The 17,808-nt window shown below is 74.2% G+C and carries 13 protein-coding genes, 5 tRNA genes and 1 pseudogene; 12 read left to right on the top strand and 7 right to left on the bottom strand.

The annotated features are described in order from the left end of the window. Positions 1-79 precede the first annotated feature (79 nt). From ACZ4U1_RS38415 to ACZ4U1_RS38390, 6 genes and pseudogenes are all read left to right on the top strand, one after another. Positions 80-784 (top strand): annotated as a pseudogene (locus ACZ4U1_RS38415) (MetQ/NlpA family ABC transporter substrate-binding protein); the annotation flags it as partial. 161 nt (positions 785-945) lie between these two features. After that, the gene (locus tag ACZ4U1_RS38410; protein WP_467908809.1) at positions 946-1,584 is read left to right on the top strand and encodes a GNAT family N-acetyltransferase; all 639 of its coding nucleotides are present in this window, start codon (positions 946-948) and stop codon (positions 1,582-1,584) included. 90 nt (positions 1,585-1,674) lie between these two features. Continuing rightward, a complete protein-coding gene (cbiE, locus tag ACZ4U1_RS38405; protein ID WP_467908808.1) occupies positions 1,675-2,910 on the top strand; it encodes a precorrin-6y C5,15-methyltransferase (decarboxylating) subunit CbiE in 1,236 nt (411 codons plus the stop codon). A gap of 343 nt (positions 2,911-3,253) precedes the next feature. Further along, the gene (gene cobT / locus ACZ4U1_RS38400) at positions 3,254-7,291 is read left to right on the top strand and encodes a nicotinate-nucleotide--dimethylbenzimidazole phosphoribosyltransferase (RefSeq protein ID WP_467908807.1); all 4,038 of its coding nucleotides are present in this window, start codon (positions 3,254-3,256) and stop codon (positions 7,289-7,291) included. Positions 7,292-7,433: 142 nt separating this feature from the next. Further along, positions 7,434-8,669, top strand: coding sequence for a uroporphyrinogen-III C-methyltransferase (gene cobA, locus ACZ4U1_RS38395; RefSeq protein ID WP_467908806.1), 1,236 nt, complete (start codon positions 7,434-7,436; stop codon positions 8,667-8,669). Positions 8,670-8,762: 93 nt separating this feature from the next. Continuing rightward, a complete protein-coding gene (locus tag ACZ4U1_RS38390; RefSeq protein WP_467908805.1) occupies positions 8,763-9,581 on the top strand; it encodes a TrmH family RNA methyltransferase in 819 nt (272 codons plus the stop codon). A gap of 19 nt (positions 9,582-9,600) precedes the next feature. On the opposite strand, the gene ACZ4U1_RS38385 is transcribed toward ACZ4U1_RS38390, so the two are convergent. Then, positions 9,601-11,082, bottom strand: coding sequence for a serine/threonine-protein kinase (locus ACZ4U1_RS38385; RefSeq protein ID WP_467908804.1), 1,482 nt, complete (start codon positions 11,080-11,082; stop codon positions 9,601-9,603). A 603-nt stretch (positions 11,083-11,685) separates the two neighbouring features. Between ACZ4U1_RS38385 and ACZ4U1_RS38380 the strand changes: the two genes are divergently transcribed. The 3 genes from ACZ4U1_RS38380 (at position 11,686) to ACZ4U1_RS38370 (ending at position 13,726) form a co-directional block, all read left to right on the top strand. Further along, positions 11,686-11,862 (top strand): hypothetical protein, encoded by a 177-nt coding sequence (locus tag ACZ4U1_RS38380; protein WP_467908803.1) that lies wholly within the window; start codon positions 11,686-11,688, stop codon positions 11,860-11,862. Between the two features lie 503 nt (positions 11,863-12,365). Next, positions 12,366-13,346, top strand: a complete 981-nt coding sequence (locus ACZ4U1_RS38375) for a phosphotransferase family protein (protein WP_467908802.1) — start codon at positions 12,366-12,368, stop codon at positions 13,344-13,346. An 80-nt stretch (positions 13,347-13,426) separates the two neighbouring features. Continuing rightward, positions 13,427-13,726 (top strand): TFIIB-type zinc ribbon-containing protein, encoded by a 300-nt coding sequence (locus tag ACZ4U1_RS38370; protein WP_467908801.1) that lies wholly within the window; start codon positions 13,427-13,429, stop codon positions 13,724-13,726. 60 nt (positions 13,727-13,786) lie between these two features. Here ACZ4U1_RS38370 and ACZ4U1_RS38365 read toward each other — a convergent pair. The 5 genes from ACZ4U1_RS38365 to ACZ4U1_RS38345 form a co-directional block, all read right to left on the bottom strand. Further along, a tRNA-Val gene (locus ACZ4U1_RS38365) sits at positions 13,787-13,858 on the bottom strand. A gap of 29 nt (positions 13,859-13,887) precedes the next feature. Beyond that, positions 13,888-13,959, bottom strand: a tRNA-Val gene (locus ACZ4U1_RS38360). A gap of 41 nt (positions 13,960-14,000) precedes the next feature. After that, positions 14,001-14,072, bottom strand: a tRNA-Val gene (locus ACZ4U1_RS38355). 1 nt (position 14,073) lies between these two features. After that, positions 14,074-14,147, bottom strand: a tRNA-Cys gene (locus ACZ4U1_RS38350). A gap of 38 nt (positions 14,148-14,185) precedes the next feature. Next, a tRNA-Gly gene (locus tag ACZ4U1_RS38345) sits at positions 14,186-14,258 on the bottom strand. Positions 14,259-14,436: 178 nt separating this feature from the next. Between ACZ4U1_RS38345 and ACZ4U1_RS38340 the strand changes: the two genes are divergently transcribed. From ACZ4U1_RS38340 to ACZ4U1_RS38330, 3 genes are read left to right on the top strand one after another with little or no spacing between them, the layout of a single operon-like run. Then, positions 14,437-15,480 carry a chorismate-binding protein gene (locus ACZ4U1_RS38340; RefSeq protein WP_467908800.1) on the top strand — a complete coding sequence of 348 codons (1,044 nt, stop codon included), beginning with the start codon at positions 14,437-14,439 and terminating at the stop codon, positions 15,478-15,480. Continuing rightward, entirely contained in the window at positions 15,477-16,298 is an 822-nt protein-coding gene (locus ACZ4U1_RS38335) for an aminotransferase class IV (protein ID WP_467908799.1), read from the top strand. Before ACZ4U1_RS38340 ends, ACZ4U1_RS38335 begins: the two co-directional genes overlap by 4 nt. Before the next feature lie 49 nt (positions 16,299-16,347). After that, positions 16,348-17,172: a GNAT family N-acetyltransferase gene (locus ACZ4U1_RS38330; RefSeq protein ID WP_467908798.1), complete on the top strand. Its 825-nt coding sequence runs from the start codon at positions 16,348-16,350 to the stop codon at positions 17,170-17,172. 33 nt (positions 17,173-17,205) lie between these two features. Here ACZ4U1_RS38330 and ACZ4U1_RS38325 read toward each other — a convergent pair whose 3' ends face one another. Further along, a complete protein-coding gene (locus ACZ4U1_RS38325; RefSeq protein WP_467908797.1) occupies positions 17,206-17,739 on the bottom strand; it encodes a DsbA family protein in 534 nt (177 codons plus the stop codon). Positions 17,740-17,808 lie beyond the last annotated feature (69 nt).

Here is a 17,808-nt window from a genome sequence, read left to right as displayed (position 1 = left end):
GCCCCGACAGTTCCGGCCGAAGACCGCGGCACGGAGGGATCCTCCCCCCCCCCCCCCCCCCCCCCCCCCCCCCCCCCCCCCCGTCCCGGCCGGCGAGGTGCTCACCTACGTCAGGGACCACCTCGCCGCCAAGGCCGGCCTGAAGCTGGAGATCAAGGAGTTCACGGACTACGTCCTGCCGAACACCGCCCTCCAGGAGGGCGAGCTGGACGCCAACCTCTACCAGAACCAGCCCTACCTGGACGACTTCAACAAGTCCAAGGGCACCGACCTCGTCCCGGTCGTCAAGCCCTACCTGCCGCCCATGGGCGTCTACTCCCACAAGGCGAAGAGCGTCGCCAAGCTCGCCGACGGAGCCACCGTCGCCGTACCGAACGACACCACCAACGAGGGCCGCGCCCTCAAGCTCCTCGCCGCCGGCGGCCTCGTCGAGCTGAAGGCCGGCGCCGGCGCCGACGCGTCCCCCGCGGACGTCACGGCCAACCCCCGGCACCTGAGGTTCAGGGAACTGGAGGCCGCCCAGCTGCCCCGCTCGCTGGACGACGTGGACGCCGCGGTCATCAACAACAACTACGCCCAGGACGCGGGCCTCAGCCCCACCAAGGACGCGATCCTCCTGGAGTCGGCGAAGGACAACCCCTACGCCAACCTCCTCGCCGTCAAACGCGGCAACGAGGACGACCCGCGGGTGAGGAAGCTCGCCGAGCTGCTCGTCTCACCCGAGGTACGGACGTTCATCCAGGACAGGTACCACGGGTCCGTCCTGCCGGTCACCGGCGGCTGACGGCACGTACACGGCGTTTCGCCACGCACGGGGTCCGCTCCCTCACCGGGTGTGGACCCCGTCGTGCGGTTCAGTGGTTTCATGCTGCATGCTGGGCAGTTCAGCAGGCCTGACGGCCCTGACGGTCTTTCGAGGATTTTCCGAAGGTTACGGAGCGGCGCATGACGAGCACCTTCCCCAACATCTCCATCAGCACGGAGCGGTTGGTGCTGCGTCCCCTCGACGAGGACGACGTGCCCGCCCTGGCCGAGATGATGAACGACGAGCAGGTCGTCGCCTGGACCACCGTCCCCCACCCCTACACCCGGGACGACGCCCGCGAGTGGATCACCCGGCTGGCCCCCGACGAGCGCACCGAGGGCCGCGGCATCGTCCTCGCCGTCACCGAGTTCCTCACCCAGCGGCTCGTCGGCGTCGTCCACATGAGGAACACCGACTGGCGCGTCCGCTCCAGCGAGATCGCCTACGTCGTCGCCCCCTGGGCCCGCGGTGAGGGCTACGCCTCCGAAGCCGCCCTCGCCATGGCCCAGTGGCTGTTCCACGACCAGAAGTTCGAGCGGCTCGAACTGCGCACCGCCGCCGACAACACCGCCTCCCAGCAGGTGGCCCAGAAGATCGGCTGCATCAGCGAGGGCGTCCTGCGCAACGCCTGGATAGCGCGCACCAGGACCGAGGACGGGACCTGGACCGACGTGCGCACCGACGTCATCGTCTGGAGCCTGCTGCCGGAGGACCTGGCCGGAGCCGGCGAGCACCTGGCCGACACCGGCGGTTTCCCTTCGTACTCGGACTGGAACTGAGCTCCCGAGCCTCACCAGGTACGCTCACGGAGCCCGCCCCGGGCTCCCCCCACCCGAAGACCTGCGCAGAACCCCTGGAGACTGACGACGATGGCCGACCGCGTCACGGTGATCGGCTGGGACGGCTCGCCGCTGACCGCCGCGGCACGGGCCGCCCTCGGCGCCGCCACCCTCGTGGCCGGCGCCGCCCACCACCTGGCGCTGCCCGAGGTCCCGCCCACCGCCGAACGCATCCGCCTCGGCAGCCTCGCCCTGGCCGCCCGCCGTATCGCCGCCCACCGCGGCACCGCCGTCGTGCTCGCCGACGGCGACCCCGGCTTCTTCGGCGTCGTACGGACCCTGCGCGCACCGGAGTTCGGCCTGGAGGTCGAGGTCGTCCCCGCCGTCTCCTCGGTCGCCGCCGCCTTCGCCCGCGCCGGCATGCCCTGGGACGACGCCCAGGTCGTCGTCGCCCACCCGCGCACCCTGCGCCGGGCCGTGAACGTCTGCCGCGCCCACACCAAGGTCGCCGTCCTCACCGCGCCGGGCGCCGGCCCCGCCGAACTCGGCCTCCTGCTGGAGGGCGTGCACCGCACCTTCGTCATCTGCGAGGAACTGGGCACCGAACGCGAACGGGTCAGCGTCGTCACCTCCGACAAGGCCGCCGACCACACCTGGCGCGACCCCAACGTCGTCATCGTCATCGGCGGCCCCGCCGGCGCCGGGGAGAGCGGCGGCTGGATCGCCGGGCGCCATCCGGGCGCCGGCCCGCGCGGCTGGGTGCAGCCCGACGAGAGCTACGGCGCCGGGCCGGTCGGCGGGCCGGGCGGAGGACTCGGCGAGGGGGAGAGGCAACTGCTGCGCGCCGCCCAACTCGCCCGCCTCGGGCCCCGGATCGGCGACCTCGTCTGGGACATCGGCTGCGGCGGCGGCGCGTTCGCCACCGAGGCCGCGCGCGCCGGCGCGGCCGTCATCGCCGTCGACCACGACCCGGTCGCCTGCGCCCGCACGGACGCCTCCGCCCGCCGCTTCGGCGTCCAGCTCCAGATCGTCCACGGCAGCGCCCCGCAGGTCCTCGAAAACCTGCCCGAGCCGGACGTCGTACGGGTGGGCGGCGGGGGACCGGCCGTCGTCTCCGCGGTCGCCGACCGGCGCCCGCAGCGCATCGTCACGCACGCCGCGACCCGCGACGCCGCCGAACGCGTCGGCCGCGACCTGGCCGAGCACGGGTACCGGGTCGAGTGCGCCCTGCTGCAGTCCGTCGAACTCGACACCCGGGCCTGGACGGAGACCGAGCGGAACGTAGCGTTCCTGCTCAGCGGGGTATTGCCGGATCGCGCCCCGTGATCCGGTTGTCGTACCGCGCGCGGTAGGCTGGCCGATCGTTGTACCGCACCGGTGGCCCGAACTTCGTTCGCCAATGTCCGGATCGCACGCCCGTTTTGGGGTGGGTGTGGTACTGCGGAACCGGAGGACGCGCAACGTGGCGCAGTCCACAGCGGGCTGTCGCGGATCATGCTGTCGCGACGGCGGAACGACCGGGACAATGCCACTGAATGGCTTTGTCGCCTTTTCCGGCGGGTCGTTCGTGCCGCTGGGCACGGACGCTCGTTCTTCACTGCGGGGCGGTCGGTGCGCCGTTCCGGGTGAGCTGGTCGTAGGAGCACTAACCGATGGGCGAGGGGTACGCATGACCGACACCGGCCAGGTCCCGGGCGAGGGGCAGCCGGAGAGCGCAGGCATGGTGGAACAGCCGGGCGTTCCCACGCACGGCGCGTACACCTACCTCTCCGAGGCGCCCGCCGAGGACGAAGACCTGCTGCTGCCGGGTGCCCAGGGCGCGTGGGGCAACGAGGTGCCGCCACCCGCTCCGGAACCGGTGGTGGAAGCCGTCCACGAGCCGGGCCCGCACGAGACGGCCGGTCGCGACAGCGGCTCGGTCGACCTCAACGGCGTACGGCTGCCCGACTCGGGGCCCGTCTCCGTCCCGCCGTCGCCCATCCTCTCGGCGCCGCACGACCCGGCGGCCGCGCCGCAGCCGCCGCGCCGCCCGCTGCACCTCGGCCCGCCGATCCCGGACGCCTCGGCGAGCCCGGTCCGCTCCCTCGCCGACCGCGGCCCCGCGGGCACGCCGGTACGGCAGCCCGGAGTGCCGGCCGCCGGTCCCGAGTACCTCGACGCCCAGCCGCAGACGGCTCCGCAGAGCGCGGCCCCCTGGGGTGCGGCCCCGGCCGCCCCGCCCCAGGCCGGCGCGCAGGCCCCGGCTGCCGAAACGGTTGGCCCGCTCACGTCGGCGCCGGCCGAACCGACCGACGCGGCCCAGGCCGCGGTGGCCCGCCTCACCGGCCAGGTGCCCGTCGTGCACGGCCACGACGGGGTGCAGCCGATGCACGCCCATGACGGGGTGTACACCGCGCCGGCGGGCCCGGGCGCCGAAGACACTCAGGCTGCCGTGGCCGGTGCGGACGTGGTTCCCGTCGTTCCCGGTGACGGCGGGACCGGCGCCGAGGCGACCCCGGAGGGGCAGGCCGTACCGGCTGCGGACGAGGCTCCCACCGCACCCGAGGGCGGGGAGCCCGCGCCGGCGCAGGTCGCCGAGGCGCAGGCGCCGGAAGCCCCCGCGGCGGAACCGGCGCAAGAAGCAGGGGGAGAGAGCGTTCCGGCCGAGGTGGCGCCGGAGCAGGCCGTACCGGCCGAGACGCCGGACGCCCCACAGCCCGCCGAGCCCACCGAGTCCGCCCCGGTGACCGAGGCGACGGCCCCGCCGGCGGCCGATGCCGCCGACGCGGCTCAGCCGACGGCAACCGCCGAACCGACCGAGGGCCCACAGGCTGTCGCCATGGAGCATGCCGACGAGACCGCACAGGCCGCTGACACCGCGCAGCCGGTTGAAGCGCCGGAGGCTGCGGTTGCCGCGCGGCCGGTCGAGGTGTCGCAGCCCGCTGCTGTGGAGTCGGCTGCTCCGGCGCCGGAGGCTGTTGCTGTCGCGCAGGCCGCCGAGGTCGTGCAGCCGGTCGAGGTGTCGCAGCCCGCTGCTGTGGAGTCGGCTGCTCCGGCGCCGGAGGCTGTTGCTGTCGCGCAGGCCGCCGAGGTGGCGCGGCCGGTCGAGGTGTCGCAGCCCGCTGCTGTGGAGTCGGCTGCTCCGGCGCCGGAGGCTGTCGTTGCCGCGCAGGCCCCCGAGGCCGCACAGCCCATGGACGCGCCCCAGCCCACCGCCGTGGAGCCGACCGCTCCCGCACCCCAGGTCGCCGACGCAGCACAAGCCGTCGACGCCCCCCAGCCCCAGCAGGCTCCCGCCGAGCCCCAGGCTCCCGCCGAGCCCCAGGGTCCCGCCGAGCCTCAGGTTCCCGTCGAGGCGGCTGTCGTGCCCGAAGCGACCCAGCGGACCGACGCGGCTCCCGCCCAGGCGCCGGTCGACGCCGCCGTGCCTCAGGCACCCGAGGTCCCTGAGGCACCGGAGCCGGCCGCCCCCGCCGTCCCCGCCGCACAGGTCGCCGAGGTGACCGCGCCGGTGGAGCCGGCCGTGCTCCAGGCCCAGGGCCCGCAGCTCGCCGAAGGCGTCCCGCAGGCAGCAGACGCGCCGGCCGTGTCCGCCCTGCCCGAGCAGCAGCAGCCGCAGGCCCCGGACGCCGCCGCCCCCGCGCCGGTCGCCGGCCCGCAGCTCCAGCGTCAGGCGCCGGAGACCGCCGTGGCCGACGCGGTGCACGCGCGGAGCCCGGAGCAGCCGCTGCCCTCGGCGCTTCCCGCGGAGCCGGACCCGGAGCAGCCGTTCGGGCAGTTCGTGCCGGTGGAGGGCCAGGTGCCCACCACCCCGCACCTGGCGCCCACCCCGCCGCAGCCCCTCGTCGTGCCCGCACCGCGCGAGGGCGAGCCGGCCGTCGTACCGGACGCGGCGCCGACCCCCGACGTCGTACAGCACGCGGAGGACCTGCAGACCAGGGCCGCCGACCAGGAAGAGAGCACGGCCGCAGTGGCGGAAGAACCGAAGTCCACCGGCCCGGCCGCGCCCGGCTATGCCGACGCCGAGCGCGAGGCCGTCCTGAAGGTCATGCGCGAGCGCCGCGACATCCGCAACGGCTTCCGCAGCGACCCCATCCCGCACGAGGTGCTGCTCAGAGTCCTGGAGGCCGCGCACACCGCGCCCTCCGTCGGTCACTCGCAGCCCTGGGACTTCGTCGTCATCCGCTCCGCCGAGACCCGGCGGACGATGCACGAACTGGCGATGCGTCAGCGCGAGGCGTACGCCAAGTCGCTGCCGAAGGGCCGGGCCAAGCAGTTCAAGGAACTGAAGATCGAGGCCATCCTCGACACCCCGGTCAACATCGTCGTCACCGCCGACCCCACCCGCGGCGGCCGGCACACGCTCGGCCGTCACACCCAGCCGCAGATGGCGCCCTACTCCTCGGCGCTCGCGGTGGAGAACCTCTGGCTCGCCGCCCGCGCCGAAGGCCTCGGCGTCGGCTGGGTCAGCTTCTTCGACGAGCGGGAGATGGTCCGCGCGCTCGGCCTGCCCGAGCACCTGGAGGTCGTCGCCTACCTGTGTGTCGGGTACGTCGACGAGTTCCCGGACGAGCCCGAGCTGATGCAGGCCGGCTGGTCCAAGCGACGCCCCCTGTCCTGGGTGGTGCACGAGGAGACGTACGGCCGCCGCGCCCTGCCCGGAGAGGAACCCCACGACCTGCTCGCCGAGACCGTCGCCCAGATCCGCCCGCTCGACGCCAAGGCCCTCGGTGAGGCCTGGGAGCGCCAGAAGCGCATGACCAAGCCGGCCGGCGCGCTCGGCATGCTGGAGATCATCTCCGCGCAGCTGTCCGGGCTGTCCCGGCAGTGCCCGCCGCCGATCCCGGAGCCCGCCGCCGTCGCCATCTTCGCCGGCGACCACGGCGTGCACGCCCAGGGCGTCACCCCCTGGCCGCAGGAGGTCACCGCCCAGATGGTGGCCAACTTCCTCGGCGGGGGAGCCGTCTGCAACGCCTTCGCCAACCAGGTCGGCGCCGAGGTGTGCGTCGTGGACGTGGGCGTGGCCGCCGACCTGCCGGCCACCCCGGGCCTGCTGCCGCGCAAGATCCGCGGTGGTACGTCCGACATGACCACCGGCCCCGCGATGACCCGCGAGGAGGCCAAGGCGGCCATCGAGGTCGGCATCGAGACCGCCCGCGACCTGGTCGCGGCCGGCAACAAGGCGCTGCTGACGGGCGAGATGGGTATCGCCAACACCACGGCCTCGGCCGCCCTCATCTCGGTCTTCACGGGCGCCGACCCGGCCGAGGTGACCGGGCGCGGCACCGGCATCAACGACGAGACGCTCGCCCGCAAGACCGAGGTCGTCCGCCGGGCCCTGGAACTCCACCAGCCGGACCCGGCCGACCCGATCGGCGTCCTCTCGGCGATCGGCGGCTTCGAACACGCGGCCATGGTCGGCCTGCTCCTCGGCGGCGCCTCGCTGCGTACGCCGGTGATCCTGGACGGCGTCAGCGCCGGTGCCGCGGCCCTCGTGGCCCGCGCCATCGCGCCGGAGGTCCTCGCGGCCTGCATCGCCGGCCACCGCAGCGCCGAGCCCGGGCACGTCGCCGCCCTCAACAAGCTCGGCCTGCGCCCGCTGGTCGACCTCGACCTCCGCCTCGGCGAGGGCACGGGCGCCCTGCTGGCCCTGCCGCTGGTCCAGAGCGCGGCGAGGGCGATGCACGAGGTGGCGACGTTCGACTCGGCGGGCGTCACGGAGAAGTAGCCGTCACGGCCCGGGTGGTCCGCTGTTCAGCTGCCGGACCACCCGTGCCCTCTGCCCTGCCCACAGCTAAAATCCGCACGTCAGGGCCGCTCCGGAGTTGCAGCGCGCCCCCATCGCAGAGCTGCACGAGGAGTCGCCCCTCATGGCCGAACACCCCGCCTACCCCGTAGGCCTCCGCCTCTCCGGCCGCCGCGTGGTCGTCCTCGGCGGCGGCCAGGTCGCCCAGCGCCGCCTCCCGGCACTGATCGCCGCGGGCGCGGACATCGTCCTGGTGTCCCCCGGGGCGACCCCCTCGGTCGAGGCCATGGCGGACGCCGGCGAGATCACCTGGGTGAGGCGCGCGTACCAGGACGGTGACCTAGCCGACGCCTGGTACGCCCTCATCGCCACCAGTGACCCCGAGGCGAACACGCGGGCCTCCGCCGAGGCGGAGCGGCACCGCGTCTGGTGCGTCCGCTCCGACGACGCCGACCAGGCGACCGCGTGGACCCCGGCGACCGGTCACAGCGAGGGCGTCACCGTCGCCGTACTCACCACGCACGCGCGTGGCCGCGACCCCCGGCACACCGCCGCCATCCGGGACGCGGTCGTCGAGGGCCTGCGCGACGGCACCCTCGTCGCCCCGCACCACCGCACCCGCAGCGCCGGCGTTGCCCTGGTCGGCGGCGGCCCCGGCGACCCGGACCTGATCACTGTCCGCGGCCGGCGCCTGCTCGCCGAGGCGGACGTCGTCATCGCCGACCGGCTCGGCCCGCGCGACCTGCTCGCCGAACTCCCGCCGCACGTCGAGGTGATCGACGCGGCGAAGATCCCGTACGGCCGCTACATGGCGCAGGAGGCCATCAACAACGCGCTCATCGAGCACGCCAAGCAGGGCAAGGCGGTGGTCCGGCTCAAGGGCGGCGACCCGTTCGTCTTCGGCCGGGGCATGGAGGAGGTGCAGGCGCTCGCCGAGGCCGGTATCCCGTGCACCGTGGTGCCGGGCATCTCCAGCTCGATCTCGGTGCCGGGCGCGGCCGGCATCCCGGTCACGCACCGGGGTGTCGCCCACGAGTTCACCGTGGTCAGCGGGCATGTGGCGCCCGACGACGAGCGCTCCCTGGTCGACTGGCCGTCGCTGGCCAAGCTCACCGGTACGCTCGTGGTCCTCATGGGCGTCGACAAGATCGGGAAGATCGCCGAGACGCTCGTCGCGCACGGCAAGTCCCCCGAGACGCCGGTCGCCCTGGTGCAGGAGGGTACGACGGCCGCGCAGCGGCGCGTGGACGCCACCCTGGCCACGGTCGCCGAGACGGTACGGGCCGAGGACGTGAAGCCCCCGGCGGTCATCGTCATCGGCGAGGTCGTACGGGTCGGCCCCGCGCAGCCTTCGGCGTGACCTTGGCTTGATCACACGCACCCCAGGTAACCCGGGGTAACCCACCCCTCCCCAGCCGTTGGCACCACACCCAGGACAAGGCAGTATCACCCTGTGGCCGATCTCATCACCGTCGAGGATCCCGACGACCCGCGCCTGACCGACTACACGGGCCTGACCGACGTCGAGCTGCGCCGCAAGCGCGAGCCCGCCGAGGGCCTGTTCATCGCCGAGGGCGAGAAGGTCATCCGCAGGGCCAAGGAAGCCGGCTACGAGATGCGGTCGATGCTGCTCTCGGCCAAGTGGATCGACGTCATGCGCGACGTCATCGACGAGCTTCCGGCCCCGGTCTACGCCGTCAGCCCCGAACTCGCCGAACGCGTCACCGGCTACCACGTGCACCGCGGCGCCCTCGCCTCCATGCAGCGCAAGCCGCTGCCCACGGCCGGCGAACTGCTCCGCTCCGCCCGCCGGGTGGTGATCATGGAGTCGGTGAACGACCACACCAACATCGGCGCGATCTTCCGCTCGGCGGCGGCCCTCGGCATGGACGCGGTGCTGCTGTCACCCGACTGCGCCGACCCGCTGTACCGACGGAGCGTCAAGGTCTCCATGGGCGCGGTGTTCTCGGTGCCGTACGCCCGGCTGGAGACCTGGCCCCGGGGCCTGGAGTCGGTCCGCGAGGCCGGCTTCACGCTGCTCGCGCTCACCCCGGACGAGAAGGCCCGCGCCCTGGACGAGGCCGCCCCGCACACGATGGACCGGGTCGCCCTCATGCTCGGCGCCGAGGGCGACGGACTGTCCACGCAGGCGCTGGTCGCCGCCGACGAATGGGTCCGCATCCCGATGTCCCACGGCGTCGACTCGCTCAACGTGGGCGCGGCGGCCGCGGTCGCCTTCTACGCGGTGGCGACGGGCCGGCCGAAGTCCTGACCGCCCTCGCTGACCGCGCTCAGTTCCCGGCGTCGTGGCTGAGCTTCGACCTCTGCTCGTCGGACATGACCTTGCCGTCGACCGTCGGCGGATAGCTGGGCTGCGTGTGCCGCTGCCGCTGGACTCCGCCGTCGTCGCCGAGCCCGCGCGCCGGACCCTGGCAGCCCTGGGCCACCGCGATACCGAGGGCGACCAGCAGCGTCACCACCACGAACACGAACAGCCGCTGCCGCAGCAGCCGGGGATTGGCCGGCCGCCGTCCCATCCGCGCCGGGCGCTGCCCCGGCCGTCCGGAGCCACCGCGCGGAGCGGGCCGGCCGCCGGAGCGCGGGCCGCCGCCCCGCGGCACCGGGGTGGGACGCGCGGTACCCGGCCGGGAGGAGGCGGTACCGCTCCCGCGCGCACCGCTGCCGCCGCGCGAGGGGACCCCGCCACGGGACGGCACATCGGCCCGCGAGGACATCCCGCCCCTGGCCGGCGCCTCGCCGCGCGAGGCGGGGCCGCCGCGCGCCGACAGTCCGCCCCGGGCCGGGGTGCCCCCGCGCGGCAGCGGCGTACCGGGGGAGGTACGCCGCTGGGTGCGCTGCTGCTCGGGATAGGTGTCGACGAGCCGTCCGGTGGGCCGGTCCGCCTCGGCGGCACGCGGCGCGGGCGGCCGTACGCCGTCCAGGCCCTGCGCCTCCCGGGCGGCGATCTCCTTCAGCCGCAGCGACAGCTGCAGGGTGCTGGGCCGTTCGTCGGGGTCCTTCGCCAGACAGGCCCGGATCAGCGGGGCGAGCGCGTCCGGTACGCCGTGCAGCTGCGGCTCCTCGTGCACCACCCGGTACAGCATCACCTCGGAACTGCCGTGCCCGAAGGGCGAGTCGCCGGTCGATGCGTACGCCAGGGTCGCGCCCAGGGAGAAGACGTCGGTGGCCGGGGTGACCGCGGCGCCGCGCACCTGCTCGGGAGCGAGGAAACCGGGGGAGCCGACCGCGGTGCCCACGTGCGTGAGCGTGGAGGCGCCGGTGGCCCAGGCGATGCCGAAGTCGATGATCCGCGGCCCCTTGGGAGACAGCAGGATGTTGGAGGGCTTCAGGTCCCGGTGGACGACACCGGCCTCGTGCACGGCGACCAGGCCCTCGGACAGGGCCGCGCCGATCGCCGCGGTGTCCGCCGCGCCGAGCGCGCCCTCGTCGGCGACCTTGTCGTGCAGGGAGGGTCCGGGCACGTACTGGGTGGCGAACCAGGGCCGCTCGGCCTCCAGGTCCGCGGCGACCAGCCGGGCCGTGCACCCGCCCCGGATGCGCCGGGCCGCCGACACCTCGCGCGCGAACCGCGACCGGAACTCCTGGTCCTCCGCCAGGTCCGGCCGGATCACCTTCAGCGCGACCCGCTGCCCCTTCTTGTCGGAGCCGAGATAGACCACGCCCATCCCGCCCGCGCCGAGCCGTCGGTGAAGCCTGAACGAGCCGACGACGCGCGGGTCCTCGCGCCTCAGGCGCATCATCGCCATGTTCATCCCCGCTGCCCGGTCCTGTGACGTGGCACAGCTTACGTTTCCCCGGCCGCCTGCGCGCAGAGGCCGCGCCCTCTCGGCCGGACGGATTGTGTGGGCCGACCGGGGGAGGTGAAACCCGGTCAGGAAGCCGCTCAGTACGGTGACTTCCGGTCACCAAGGTCGTCAACCAGCCACCCGGACAGGGGCGTTGGGCTCGCGCGGTGTGGCGGTGCGCGGGGCTGCGGCCCGCCCGGGTGACGCCCCGCGGCAACCCGCGGGCCGGGCCGGACCCCGGATCACGCTCCACCCTCGGCGCCCGCCCGGGCACCGCCCCGAGTGATCGAAGTCACTCCTTCCGGCCTCCGGGATGCTTCGGAAATGACCGGACAGAGCGGACGACCCCCTCCGGGAAGACCCCGACACCCGGGCCGGCGTCTCCACCCAGGGGAGTACTTCGCAGGTCATGGCTCATCCTCCGGGAGGCCCGGCAATCGGTACGAGGGCATGACGCCCGGCGTGCGCCGCGCGCCTAGATTTGAGGTCAAGCGGCGGGTGCAGCACTCGTCCCCCGAGGTCAGGCACCCGCCGCTGCCGATGACAACCGAAACGGTCAGGAGAGGGACCATGGCCCACACGGCACCGCGACGCACCGCGTTCGTCCCGCGCCGGACGGGCCGTCGCCACCCCCTGGTGGCGACGCTCATGGCCCTTCCCCTGGCGGCCCTGCTCCTGCTCGTCTTCGACGGCTGGGAGACGGTGGCCACACAGGCGTCGTCCGTGGGTGCGATGCTGGGGCGCTGAGCGGCGACCCCAGGCCCGGAAGAGCGGTCCGGGCGGGGACATCCATCCATGAAACCCCGTGGGGACGGGGGTGCGGCGGACGGCACAAATGCCGGCGCAGCTGGGGAGCTGCGCCGGCATTAGCCGTTTTCTGCGCAGCTTCAGCGCCGGTAGCCGCGCTGCTTCAGCGCCGTTGACCTGCGGGTCGTGTGTCGTCTGCGGGCCCGTGCGGGTTGGTCGCGCAGTTCCCCGCGCCCCTGGGGTGTTGCGGCGGGCCGTGCTGCGCTGCCGCCACGGGTGCGGGCGGCCGTGCGGGACGGTGCCCCCACGGACCCGCGCAGCTGCGGGCAGTCGTGCCGCCAGGGGCGGCGCCCGTCCCAGAAGAGGCGGCACCCCGCGAGCGATCCACCCCCGGCCCACCCCAGTACCCTCGGCCGAACAGCCGACCCAGCCCGAGGCACACCTTGACCGCAGACGTAGACGTAGACGCAGACGCAGACGCAGGCACCGGCCCCCACCCCACCGTGGAGTCACCCGCCCTCATACCCGCGCTCACCGCCAAAGCGAGGGCCGCCGCCCACCCCCGCACCCCCACCGCCCCCTGCACCTGCCGCAGCACCCCCCTCGCCGACCGCCGGGACGCCACTGTCGTCCGTCATGCCGGCACCGTCGCCAAGGCGCACGCCCCGGACACCGACCCCGCCGCCCTGGTCCACCGCGTCGCCACGGCCGCCCGCCTCCCCGACGTACTCCTGCCTCCGCTCACCCCCGCCCCGGCCACCCTGCACGACCGCCTGGTGACCCTCTGGCCGTACGGCCTCCCGGTGGACCCCGACGACCCGGACGCGGCCCCCTGGGAGCCCGCCGCCACCCTCCTGGCCCGGCTGCACCGCACCCCCGTCCCCACCGGCCTCCCCCCGATGCGCGGCCCCGCGAAGGCCGCCCGCGCCCTGGGCCGGCTCCAGGCGGTACTGCGCACCACGCCCCACGCATCCGCCCGCCCCGCCGCCCGCCCCGTCCTGGACGCCTGGGCCACCCTGCCCGCCTGGGCCCGCGCCGAGGGTCCGATGCCCGGCCCGCCGGCCGTCTGCCACGGCGACCTGCACCTCGGCCAGCTCGTCCGGCACCCGGCGCCGGACGGGCCGTGGAAGCTGATCGACGTCGACGACCTCGGTGCCGGCCTCCCGGCCTGGGACCTCGCCCGCCCGGCCGCCTGGTACGCCTGCGGACTCCTCCCGCCCGACGAGTGGACCCGCTTCCTGACCGCCTACCGGCAGGCCGGCGGCCCGGCCGTGCCCGCGGACGGCGACCCCTGGCCCGCCCTGGACGTCCCGGCCCGCGCGCTCACCGTGCAGACGGCCGCCCTGGCGGTCGCCAAGGCGCTCGCCGCGGACCGCCCGCTGGACGAGGTGGAGCAGGCCGTGGTCGACGCCTGCGCCCGCATGCCCTCCGTGCCCCCGCAGACCCCCCGCCCCCCGCGGCCCGCGCCCGGATTCCCGGGCTAGGCTGCAACCGCCCGGGCCCGGACGGAGTCTGTCCTGGGGAAACACGAAGCAGGACCGAACGGCGAGGAGTTGAGCCGACCATGCAGTGTCCGAAGTGCCATGCGCCGATGCACACCTACAACCGCAACGGCGTCCAGATCGAGCAGTGCAGTGGCTGCCGCGGCATCTTCCTCGACTACGGCGAGCTGGAGGCGCTGACCCGCCTGGAGGCCCAGTGGTCGCAGCCGGCCCCGCCGCCCCCGCCCGCGGCTCCGCAGGCCTACCCCGCCGCCCCGCCCGCGCCCGCCTGGGGCGCTCCGCACGGCGGCGGCCACGGCGGTCACGGCCACTACGGCCACCACCGCCACAAGAGCTTCGGTCACATGCTCTTCTCCAGCTGAGCAGCTGGGCACACGCAAAAGCCCCCGGCCGTACGAGACGGCCGGGGGCTTCTTGCTGTGTGGACGATACTGGGATTGAACCAGTGACCTCTTCCGTGTCAGGGAAGCGCTCTCCCGCTGAGCTAATCGTCCGCGGGCTGTGACCTGTGAGTCACAGACAGTGCGCGATACTGGGATTGAACCAGTGACCTCTTCCGTGTCAGGGAAGCGCTCTCCCGCTGAGCTAATCGCGCGGGCTGGGATCTCCGAGAAGATCCAGGATCCGAAGATCCAGTGGACGATACTGGGATTGAACCAGTGACCTCTTCCGTGTCAGGGAAGCGCTCTCCCGCTGAGCTAATCGTCCTTGGAGGTGGAGACGGGATTTGAACCCGTGTAGACGGCTTTGCAGGCCGTTGCCTCGCCTCTCGGCCACTCCACCAGGAGTGTAGGGGATCGGGATGACCCCTTCTTCCTTCGAGCGGACGACGAGGCTCGAACTCGCGACCTCAACCTTGGCAAGGTTGCGCTCTACCAACTGAGCTACGTCCGCTTGTCGTTTCGGTCCGCTTCCGCGTCCCGGCGACGTGTTGAACTCTAGCGGATTCCCGGGCCAGCACAAAAACGCGTTTGCGCAGCGTGCTGCGGTGCACCCGGCGGACCCGGTGGTCAGGGCCCCCTCCGGGACATCCCAGGGCCACCCGACGGACACCCGCCCTAGACTCGACCACGTGCTCCACCACCCTCCTCTCGCCCGCTTCGGCGACCGTGTCGCCACCGGCCTCCTCGACGTCACCAGCGATCCGGCCGCCCTGGACTCCACCGGCTTCTGGGCCGTCTGCCAGGATTTCGAGGGCAGGCTGACCTGCGCCCGCTTCGCGGACGTACGCGAGGAGCCCGTGCCCGCCCCGGCGCCGGGGCGCTGGCAGGGCCCGGCGGTGGGGGACTGGACCTCCTCCCTGGACCGCGCCGCGTACACGGCGGCCGTCCGCCGCATCCGCGAGCACATCGCGGCCGGCGAGGTCTACCAGGCCAACCTCTGCCGGGTGCTCAGCGCGCCCGTCACCCCCGGCGCCGACGTGGACGCCCTGACCGCCCTGCTGGCCCGCGGCAACCCGGCGCCGTACGCAGGAACGATTCGGCTGCCGGAGCACGGCGTGGAGATCGCCACCGCCTCGCCCGAGCTGTTCCTGCGCCGGAACGGCCGTACCGTCGAGTCGGGGCCGATCAAGGGCACCGGACGCACCGAGGCCGACCTCCTGGAGAAGGACTACGCCGAGAACGTCATGATCGTGGACCTGGTCCGCAACGACATCGGCCGCGTCTGCACGACCGGCAGCGTGACCGTCCCCGACCTGTGCGCCGTGGAGAAGCACCCGGGGCTCGTCCACCTCGTCTCCACCGTCCGAGGCGAGCTGCGGGCGGACGCCGGCTGGCCGGAGCTGCTGGCCGCGGCCTTCCCGCCCGGCTCGGTCACCGGCGCCCCCAAGTCGAGCGCCCTGAGGATCATCGAGGCGCTGGAGACGGCACCGCGCGGCCCGTACTGCGGCGGCATCGGCTGGGTGGACGCCGACCGGGGCACCGCCGAGCTGGCCGTCGGCATCCGCACCTTCTGGATCGACCGCGGCGCGGGCGTCCTGCGCTTCGGCACCGGCGCCGGCATCACCTGGGGGTCCGACCCCGAGGGGGAGTGGCGCGAGACCGAGCTGAAGGCGTCCCGGCTGCTCGCGGTAGCGTCGGGGGCGTACGAGGAGACCGAGGGGGCGCTCGCATGAGGATCTGGCTCGACGGTGGCCTCCGGGACCTGGAATCCGCCCGGGTCTCCGTCCTCGACCACGGCCTGACCGTCGGCGACGGCGTCTTCGAGACCGTCAAGGCGGCCGACGGCACGCCGTTCGCGCTCACCCGGCACCTGGACCGGCTGACCCGCTCCGCCCGCGGACTCGGCCTGCCCGACCCCGACCACGACGAGGTCCGCCGCGCCTGTACGGCCGTACTGGAGGCCAACCCGGTGCCGCTGGGCCGGCTGCGGATCACCTACACCGGCGGCCACGGCCCGCTCGGCGTCGGCCGCGGCGAGCACGGCCCGACCCTCGTGGTCGCCGTCGGCGAGACCACCCGCCGCCCGGACTCCACCGCCGCGATCACCGTCCCGTGGACCCGCAACGAACGCGGCGCCCTCGCCGGCGTGAAGACCACCTCGTACGCCGAGAACGTCGTCGCCCTGGCCCGCGCCCACCAATACGGCGCCTCCGAGGCTCTGTTCGGCAACACGGTCGGACAGCTCTGCGAGGGCACCGGGTCCAACGTCTTCGTCGTCCTGGACGGCGAGATCCACACCCCGCCGGTCACCTCGGGCTGCCTGCCGGGCATCACCCGGGCCCTGGTCACCGAGTGGACCGGCGCGAAGGAGACCGACCTGCCGCTGGACGTCCTCCAGCGCGCCGACGAGGTCTTCCTGACCTCCACCCTGCGGGACGTACAGGCCCTGCACCAGGTCGACGACCGCGAACTGCCCGGCGTCCGGGGCCCGGTGACCGCCGAGGCCATGCGGATCTTCGCCGAGCGGTCCGCCCAGGACCTGGATCCCTGAGCCGGAAAACAGGCTGACGCGGGCGGTCGGCATGGGTAGAACACCTGTGATGACCACGACCCTGCGGCCGGCCGAGCCGCTCCAGCAGCACCCCGACGGAACCCGTTCCCGCCGCTACGCGGTGTGCGTGAACAGCCGCCCCGTCGGCGAGATCCACCTCGGCACCTCCCCGTCCCTCGGCGACTCGGTGGCCCGCGTCATCGACCTCCGGATCGCCGAACCGGACCGGCGGCGCGGCCGGGGCACCGTCGCCGCGCTCGCCGCGGAGGAGGTGGCCCGCGGCTGGGGCTGCGTCCAGATGGAGACCGTGGTGCCCGCCGCCGCGGAGTCCGCGCTGCGCCTGTTCGGCACCCTCGGCTACACCCTGCGCAACCGCGTCATGGAGAAACGCCTCGGCGACACCCCGCCCGCACTGCCGCCGGACAGCCGGGCGCGACCCATGACCGGCGCCGAGTTCGACACCTGGCGGGACACGGAGACCGAGCGGTACGCGCGCTCGTGGATCGGGCGGGGCCTGCCGGAAGCCGCGGCCCGCGCCAAGGCCCGCGACGACCACGCGCGGCTGCTGCCGCACGGGCTCGCGACCGAGGGCATGGTCTTCAGCGTGCTGGAGCACGCGGGCGGCCGGGTGGGCACCCTGTGGCTGGCCCTGGAGGAGACCAAGGCGTTCGTCTTCGACGTCGAGACCGACGCGGCCCACCGCGGCCGGGGACACGGCCGCACGCTCATGCTGCTGGCGGAGCGCCAGGCGATCGAGGCCGGCCTTCCGGTCCTCGGCCTCAACGTGTTCGCGGACAACACCCCGGCCGAGCGGCTCTACGAGTCACTCGGCTACGAGACGGTGACCCGCTCCCTGAGCAAGACGCTGCTGTAGCGACCGGGCCCCGTCGACCGGCTTCTCCGGTCCTCAGGCCTCCTGGCCGGCGCGGTCGGCCAGCAGCCGGTCCGCGATCTCCTCGATGCGCGCCCGCAGCCCCTCCTGGCTCTTGCCGCCGTCGAGGCGCTCGCCGCCGATCACGTACGTCGGGGTGCCGGTCACGCCGATCGCCTTGCCCTCGGCCTGGTCGGCGTCCACGGCCAGAATGTGCCGGCCGTCGATCAGCGCGGTGTCGAACTCCTCCGCGTCCAGCCCGAGTTCCCGGGCCACCTCGACCAGGAAGGGCTCTCCCTGACGGTCCAGCTCCGCCACCCGCTCCAGCACGGCCTCCACGTACGGCCAGCCCTTGCCCTGCTCCAGCGCCTCCTCGGCGGCCTGGGCAGCGGCGAAGGCGTGCTTGTGCTTCTCCAGCGGGAAGTGCCGCAGCCGCAGCTCGAGCCGGTCGCCGTAGCGGGCGCGCAGGGCGCGGACGTCGTCCAGGGCGGTGTGGCAGTCGGGGCACTGCAGTTCGCACCAGACGTCGAGGACGAGGGCATCGGTGCGTGCGGGGGTGGAGTGGCTCATGACCACCAGTCTTCCAGGCCGGGCGCGGGCGACCCAATCGGGACCGCGGCGGCTCGGGGGCGTCGGCGG

The organism is Streptomyces sp. NPDC028928 (assembly GCF_055564915.1).
Note: the sequence above shows the minus strand (reverse complement) of the source record. Positions and strands in the feature narration are given on the sequence as shown.

Bases quoted from the DNA above. Each gene is read 5' to 3' on its own strand.
- ACZ4U1_RS38410 (WP_467908809.1), top strand. From the start codon at position 946: ATGACGAGCACCTTCCCCAACATCTCCATCAGCACGGAGCGGTTGGTG.
- cbiE (WP_467908808.1), top strand. From the start codon at position 1,675: ATGGCCGACCGCGTCACGGTGATCGGCTGGGACGGCTCGCCGCTGACC.
- cobT (WP_467908807.1), top strand. From the start codon at position 3,254: ATGACCGACACCGGCCAGGTCCCGGGCGAGGGGCAGCCGGAGAGCGCA.
- cobA (WP_467908806.1), top strand. From the start codon at position 7,434: ATGGCCGAACACCCCGCCTACCCCGTAGGCCTCCGCCTCTCCGGCCGC.
- ACZ4U1_RS38385 (WP_467908804.1), bottom strand. From the start codon at position 11,082: ATGAACATGGCGATGATGCGCCTGAGGCGCGAGGACCCGCGCGTCGTC.
- ACZ4U1_RS38380 (WP_467908803.1), top strand. From the start codon at position 11,686: ATGGCCCACACGGCACCGCGACGCACCGCGTTCGTCCCGCGCCGGACG.
- ACZ4U1_RS38370 (WP_467908801.1), top strand. From the start codon at position 13,427: ATGCAGTGTCCGAAGTGCCATGCGCCGATGCACACCTACAACCGCAAC.
- ACZ4U1_RS38335 (WP_467908799.1), top strand. From the start codon at position 15,477: ATGAGGATCTGGCTCGACGGTGGCCTCCGGGACCTGGAATCCGCCCGG.
- ACZ4U1_RS38330 (WP_467908798.1), top strand. From the start codon at position 16,348: ATGACCACGACCCTGCGGCCGGCCGAGCCGCTCCAGCAGCACCCCGAC.
- ACZ4U1_RS38325 (WP_467908797.1), bottom strand. From the start codon at position 17,739: ATGAGCCACTCCACCCCCGCACGCACCGATGCCCTCGTCCTCGACGTC.